The organism is Gammaproteobacteria bacterium (genome assembly GCA_027296625.1).
Classification (GTDB): Bacteria; Pseudomonadota; Gammaproteobacteria; order JAKEHO01; family JAKEHO01; genus JAKEHO01.
Map to the genome: position 1 here is coordinate 1 of JAPUIX010000187.1, position 6761 is coordinate 6761.

The following is a 6761-nucleotide window of genomic DNA, read 5'->3' on the forward strand; positions in this document are numbered from 1 at the left end:
GCAGAATGTTTGCAAATAATCGTCTTTCCGGACACCTATGAACCCAAAAGGTATACTAACACCTTGAAATTATTGGCGGAGAGGGAGGGATTCGAACCCCCGGTACCTTGCGGTACAACGGTTTTCAAGACCGCCGCTTTCGACCACTCAGCCACCTCTCCGGAATTTGCTGTTCCTACTGTTTACAGGTTCTAATCTCCGCCGCTCAAATCAGTTCTAAGCTCAGCAATCCTTACCTCGCTAAGAACTCCGGCTCTGCGCATCCAGATGCAGAGCGCTCGGCGGGCCATTGGTCTACCAGACCAATCGCATTTCCGCCTCACCCCGACGATTTGGTCGACCACTACATCCTTAGCTCCGTAAACGGTGCATCCATGCACCACTCCTCAGCGACCTCTCCAATAAAAACAAAGCATAACGGATAAGGTCTTGAGCCAAAAGCCTGTGAAAATTGCAATTTTGCGATCCAGTCGTATCATTGAACCAAGTGCCTCACTCCACTATCCAAGCTGAGCAAGGCGCCATTTCTTTGAGTTATGGAGGTTTCCACAATATGAATCCGACGCAATACGCGGTCGCGCGGCCTGCGGAGTCCATCCTTGCCACCAACAAGGTGATCCGCAACACTTATATCCTGCTGTCGATGACGCTGGTCTTCAGCGCGGCCACCGCCGGGCTATCCATGGTCTTCAATATGCCCTACCCCGGTGTCTTACTGACACTGGCCGGCTATTTCGGTTTGCTCTTTCTTACCACCAAGTTTCGAAACAGCGGCTGGGGCCTGGTTTTTATCTTTGCACTGACCGGTTTCATGGGCCTGACACTCGGCCCCATTATCAGTGCCTATCTCACCTACTTCTCCAACGGGGCACAATTGGTGATGATGGCCATGGGCGGTACCGGTGTCATTTTTCTTGGCCTATCCGGTTATGCACTTACCACCCGTAAAGACTTCAGCTTCATGGGCGGTTTTCTCATGGTCGGTATCCTGGTCGCCTTCCTCGCAGGACTCGGCGCCATCTTTTTTGATATGCCGGGGCTTGCACTTGCGGTGTCCTCGATGTTCGTCTTGCTGATGGCAGGACTCATCCTTTATCAAACCAGCGCGCTCATCCACGGCGGTGAGACAAACTACATTATGGCCACGATCACGCTCTATGTTGCCATCTACAACCTATTCATGAGCCTATTACATCTATTAGGCGCGTTTGCGGGCGAAGACTAGTCACGGACAAGATCCACTTTTAGTAACATGAACCCCGGCATCGCCGGGGTTTTTTGTAGGCCTTGATGGTACTCGCTGATCTGCGTTATACACGTTGTGCAACACAGAACGCATAGAAGATTCGTGACTAACATGCTAGCATCACCACTTTTTTTAACCCGCTTTTCATGCGCCAATTGAGCGCGAGATATTAGCTTCAGCCAGGGGGAGAATCCAGATGCAGATTGGGATACCCAAGGAGATCCATCCGGGGGAAAGACGTGTAGCCACAACACCGGAGGCCGCCGAAGCGCTGCAAAAACTCGGCTTTACGGTCGCAATCGAATCCGGCGCCGGCTTGCAAGCAAACTTTTCTGATGCCGCCTTTCGGGAGGCAGGCGTTGAGATCATTGAAGACGCAAAAGACTTATGGGCCAAGTCAGACATCATCCTCAAGGTGCGACCACCCGAGACCCATCCCGAGCTCTGCGTCGATGAAGTCGAACTCCTGCAAGATGGCGGAACGCTCATCAGTTTTATCTGGCCAGCACAAAACAAAGAACTAATGGAGCGTCTCGCCGCAAAACGCGCGACGGTTTTGGGCATGGACAGCATCCCTCGCATTTCCCGCGCACAGAAGCTCGATGCGCTGAGTTCTATGGCCAATATTGCCGGTTACCGTGCGGTGATCGAAGCATCCCAGCACTTCGGCCGATTTTTTACGGGTCAGATCACGGCTGCTGGCAAGATCCCGCCAGCCAAAGTGTTGGTCATCGGTGCCGGTGTCGCAGGACTGGCGGCTATCGGCACCGCTAAAGCGTTAGGCGCTATTGTGCGGGCATTCGATACCCGACCTGAGGTGAAGGAACAGATCCAGAGCATGGACGCAGAATTTTTAGAACTGGATTTCAAAGAAGAAGGGACCGGCAAGGGCGGCTACGCCAAGGTGATGAGTAAAGAATTCATCAAGGCCGAAATGGAACTCTTTGCCCGTCAGGCCATGGACGTGGACATCATCATCACGACCGCACTAATACCCGGCAAGCCGGCACCCGAGTTGATTACCGAGGGCATGGTGGAATCCATGAAGGATGGGAGCGTTATTGTCGATCTTGCAGCCGAACAAGGTGGTAACTGCGCCTTGACTGAACCCGACAAGATAGTAGTCAAACACGGGGTTACGATCATCGGCTATACCGATCTGCCGAGCCGTTTGCCGACGCAATCGAGTCAACTGTACGCGAACAACCTGCGCCACCTACTCACAGACATGACCCCCGAGAAAAATGGGGTCATTAACGTAAATATGGAAGACGAGGTCATCCGTGGCGCAACGGTAATTAAAGAGGGGGAGATCACCTGGCCGCCTCCGGCACCGAAGATCTCTGCTGCCCCGCCGGCAGCGGCCGCAAAAAAGAAACCCGCACTTGGTATCAAGGAGAAAAAGAAAGCGCTCCTTCCAAGACCAGTCAAAGCACTCCTCCCTGTTGTTCTCGGGGGCCTGGCACTGTTTGGGCTTGGCCTTGTGGCACCGCCCTCGTTCATGACGCACTTTACCGTCTTTGTACTGGCGTGTTTTGTGGGGTACATGGTGATTTGGAATGTAACACCTGCCTTACATACCCCGCTTTTGAGTGTCACAAACGCCATTAGTAGCATCATCATCATCGGTGCGCTCATTCAAGTGTCGGCACCCAGCTGGTTGCTCACAGCACTCGCCGGCATCGCGATACTCATTACCAGCGTCAACATCACAGGCGGCTTCGCTGTCACCCAGCGAATGCTGCAGATGTTTAGGAAGTAGGAGAAGGAGCCATGTCAGCCGGATTAGTTACCGTCTCCTACATCGGCGCCACTGTCCTTTTTATCCTTGCATTGGGGGGCTTAAGTCACCCGGAAACGTCACGACGCGGAAATCTCTACGGCATCATCGGTATGACGATCGCGGTGCTGGCCACGATATTAAGCGATGCGGTGACCAGTTACTGGCTCTTGATTATCGCCATGCTCATTGGCGGCACGATCGGCTTCCGACTTGCTATGCGGGTCCAAATGACACAGATGCCGGAGCTGGTGGCGATACTCCACAGTCTTGTCGGATTTGCCGCGGTGCTCGTGGGCTTTGCCAACTTTATGGATCCTTCCGCCAGTTCCAGTTACTTCGGTGTTGACAAAACTATCCATGAAATCGAAATCTATCTTGGTGTACTGATCGGCGCTGTGACCTTCTCTGGTTCCGTCATTGCGTTTGGCAAGCTGAGCGCCAAGATCAGTGGTAAGCCCATGCTCCTCCCGGCCCGTCACTGGCTTAACCTGACGCTACTTATACTTGCGATCTGGTTAGGAAAGCTCTTCCTCGATGGGGCGGCAGAAGGCGGCGGGCTCATTCCTCTGACGCTGATGACGATCATTGCGCTGGCCTTCGGCATGCATATGGTCATGGCCATTGGCGGCGCGGATATGCCGGTCGTTATCTCCATGTTGAACAGCTACTCGGGGTGGGCCGCGGCGGCCACCGGATTCATGCTCAACAACGATCTCTTGATCGTCATCGGCGCACTGGTAGGGAGTAGTGGCGCGATTCTGAGCTACATCATGTGCCGGGCGATGAACCGACGTTTCCTTGCCGTCATTGCCGGTGGGTTCGGTACCGAAGTAGGGACAGCTCACGGAGTTGTCGGTGATGCCGGCGACGTCATCTCCATAAACGCCGAAGAGGCGGCCAATCTACTCGATGCAGCCAAGAACATCATAATCGTACCCGGATACGGTATGGCAGTGGCACAGGCTCAGCATACCGTCTATGAAATAACAAAGCTCCTTCGGGAAAAAGGCATGAACGTGCGATTCGGCATTCATCCCGTTGCAGGGCGTATGCCGGGTCATATGAACGTCTTGCTCGCCGAAGCCAAGGTACCCTATGACATCGTTTTTGAGATGGATGAAGTCAATGATGACTTTCCTGACACCGATGTTTCTATCGTGGTGGGTGCCAATGACATCGTCAATCCGTCCGCCCAGGACGATCCCGATAGTCCGATCGCGGGTATGCCAGTTTTGGAAGTCTGGAATGGCAAGACCACCATCGTTCTTAAACGAAGTATGGCCTCGGGCTATGCAGGTATCGATAATCCGTTATTCTTCAAAGAAAATACGCGGATGCTCTTCGGCGATGCAAAGGACAGCTTAGAAGCAGTATTCAAGGCGCTTGAAACATAACGGCAGGAAACCCCTGTGCCAGGATTATCCGATGACGGTTACACCGCCAAGATAATTCTGTAGTACTTCCGGTACACGGAAGCTTCCATCTTTATCTTGGTAATTTTCCATTATCGCAATCAGCGTACGACCCACCGCAAGCCCTGAACCATTTAGCGTGTGCAAAAGCTCAGGTTTGCCGGTTTCGGGATTTCGCCAGCGCGCTTTGATACGGCGCGCCTGGAACGCCTCGAAATTGCTACATGACGAGATCTCCCGGTACCGCTGCTGCCCGGGCATCCAGACTTCAAGATCATACGTCTTTGCAGCCGCAAACCCGAGATCACCGGTAGAAAGCGCCACGACACGATAGTGCAGCCCAAGTCGTTGCAGGATGACCTCAGCATGAGTGGTGAGTTCTTCTAGTACCTGATAAGACGTTTCAGGTTGAACGAGCTGGACGAGTTCCACCTTTTCAAACTGATGTTGGCGTATCATGCCGCGCGTGTCCTTGCCGTAGGATCCTGCCTCGCTTCGAAAACACGGAGTGTGGCTGACGTACTTACGGGGAAGCTCGTCGGCGGGAATGATCTGATCCTGAGCGAGATTAGTAAGGGGTACCTCAGCGGTAGGAATCAGGTAGAAGCCCTGTTCGGGTACAGCAAAAAGGTCCTCCGCAAACTTCGGCAGTTGACCGGTGCCCTGCATACTACGTTCATTGACAATAAATGGAACATAGACCTCCTTGTAGCCGTGCTCAGTGGTATGCACGTCCAGCATGAACTGAATGAGTGCGCGCTGGAGTTGAGCCAGCGGACCCGCCAGCACGACAAATCGGGAACTTGCAATACGAGTCGCCGACTCAAAGTCCATCATTCCAAGCGCCTCACCGAGCTCTGCATGATCTTTGGGTTCAAAATCAAATGCCGGTGGTTGCCCCCAGCGCCGGATCTCCTGGTTTTCCTCCTCGGTCTGACCGTACGGCACGGTTTCGTGGGGAACATTCGGAATCTCTAACAATAATTCTTCGAGTTCAGCTTGCACTGTTTCAAGTTGGTCTTCACTTTGTTGTAACTGCTCACCGAGATCGGCCACTTTCGCAACCAATAGTGCGATATCCTGTCCGTTTGCTTTGGCCTCACCAATCATCTTGGATTGAGCATTACGTTGGTGCTGCAATTCCTGAGTGTCCACCTGCAGACGCTTCCGTTCTGTTTCTAAGCGCTTAAACTCCTTTGTGTCGAGTGTCACGCCACGGCGGGCTATCGCCTTCGCGACGTCGTCGAGTTTCGCTCGGAGCAGATGCGGATCGAGCATGGGTTATCTATGTATGGATAAGGTTTTCATCAAGACAAATTCTTTGACCATGTATACGATAGAATCGCATGGACGGAGTATGCATCATGCAAAAAGATTTGGTGTAACTGATTTTTCTTTATCACGCAAAACCGGCGCTGCCAACTAACTCGTAAGCAACATGGGCGCACTACCATCACTTTGTCTTTAGTGTCTTCTCATCCAGTGCACGCAACCTTTCGAGTTTCTCCCCAATCTTAATCTCGAGTCCTCTGTCTGTTGGGAAATAGTACCTTCTGCCCTTGAGTTTCTCTGGCAAATAACTTTCTGCTGCGGCATAGGCTTCTGGTTCGTCGTGCGCATAACGATAGTCCTTGCCGTAACCTAACGCCTCCATCAGCTTCGTGGGCGCATTACGCAGCGCCAGCGGTACTTCAAGTGATCCTTTTCCTTTGGCGTCCTCCATAGAATCAGCGAAGGCTTTGTAAACCGCATTGCTCTTCGGGGCACACGCCATATAGAGAACCGCTTGCGCTATTGCGAGCTCGCCCTCTGGACTTCCCAGTCGCTCATAGGTCTCCCACGCGTCCAATCCGATCCGAAGCGCTCTTGGGTCCGCATTCCCAATATCCTCCGAGGCAATCCGCACCACACGGCGGGCAACATACAGTGGATCGACCCCACCATCCAACATGCGCGCGAACCAATAGAGTGCCGCATCGGGTGAGGAACCGCGTACAGATTTATGCAAGGCAGATATCTGATCGTAGAATGCATCCCCCCGCTTGTCGAAGCGACGTAAGCTTCCACCCGCAACGACCTGCTCCAATACATCAACGTCAATACCCCCATCGTCAGTGAGATCCGCGGCAATCTCAAGGAGATTCAGGGCACATCGGGCATCACCATCGGCTATTAGTGCAAGTTGATCACGGACTGCACCATCCATGCTAAGACCCAATTCCCCGAGACCGCGATCTTGATCAGCGAGTGCCCTATCAATGATCTTGCGGATTTCCTGCGGCGCCAATGCCTTGAGGACATAGATTCGAACCCGAGATAA

At 53.0% G+C, this 6761-nt stretch carries 5 protein-coding genes and 1 tRNA gene; 3 read left to right on the forward strand and 3 right to left on the reverse strand.

Annotation, left to right across the window (positions count from 1 at the left end; genetic code table 11):
• Positions 1–73: 73 nt before the first annotated feature.
• A tRNA-Ser gene (locus O6944_12235) sits at positions 74–161 on the reverse strand.
• Positions 162–553: 392 nt separating this feature from the next.
• On the opposite strand from O6944_12235, the gene O6944_12240 reads away from it, so the two are divergent.
• From O6944_12240 to pntB, 3 genes are all read left to right on the forward strand, one after another.
• Positions 554–1225: a Bax inhibitor-1/YccA family protein gene (locus O6944_12240; GenBank protein ID MCZ6719904.1), complete on the forward strand. Its 672-nt coding sequence runs from the start codon at positions 554–556 to the stop codon at positions 1223–1225.
• Between the two features lie 217 nt (positions 1226–1442).
• Positions 1443–3008 carry a Re/Si-specific NAD(P)(+) transhydrogenase subunit alpha gene (locus O6944_12245; protein MCZ6719905.1) on the forward strand — a complete coding sequence of 522 codons (1566 nt, stop codon included), beginning with the start codon at positions 1443–1445 and terminating at the stop codon, positions 3006–3008.
• An 11-nt stretch (positions 3009–3019) separates the two neighbouring features.
• On the forward strand, positions 3020–4423 hold the full coding sequence (gene pntB, locus O6944_12250) for a Re/Si-specific NAD(P)(+) transhydrogenase subunit beta (GenBank protein ID MCZ6719906.1): 1404 nt from the start codon (positions 3020–3022) through the stop codon (positions 4421–4423).
• A gap of 24 nt (positions 4424–4447) precedes the next feature.
• On the opposite strand, the gene serS is transcribed toward pntB, so the two are convergent.
• Together serS and O6944_12260 are read right to left on the reverse strand one after the other, a co-directional pair.
• Positions 4448–5719 (reverse strand): serine--tRNA ligase, encoded by a 1272-nt coding sequence (gene serS / locus O6944_12255; GenBank protein MCZ6719907.1) that lies wholly within the window; start codon positions 5717–5719, stop codon positions 4448–4450.
• Positions 5720–5894: 175 nt separating this feature from the next.
• A partial coding sequence (locus O6944_12260; protein MCZ6719908.1) for a recombination factor protein RarA occupies positions 5895–6761 on the reverse strand: 867 nt, incomplete at its 5' end.

What these genes read in the sequence shown, in the direction of transcription:
- O6944_12240 (MCZ6719904.1), top strand. Translation starts at nt 554, where the DNA reads ATGAATCCGACGCAATACGCGGTCGCGCGGCCTGCGGAGTCCATCCTT.
- O6944_12245 (MCZ6719905.1), top strand. Translation starts at nt 1,443, where the DNA reads ATGCAGATTGGGATACCCAAGGAGATCCATCCGGGGGAAAGACGTGTA.
- pntB (MCZ6719906.1), top strand. Translation starts at nt 3,020, where the DNA reads ATGTCAGCCGGATTAGTTACCGTCTCCTACATCGGCGCCACTGTCCTT.
- serS (MCZ6719907.1), bottom strand. Translation starts at nt 5,719, where the DNA reads ATGCTCGATCCGCATCTGCTCCGAGCGAAACTCGACGACGTCGCGAAG.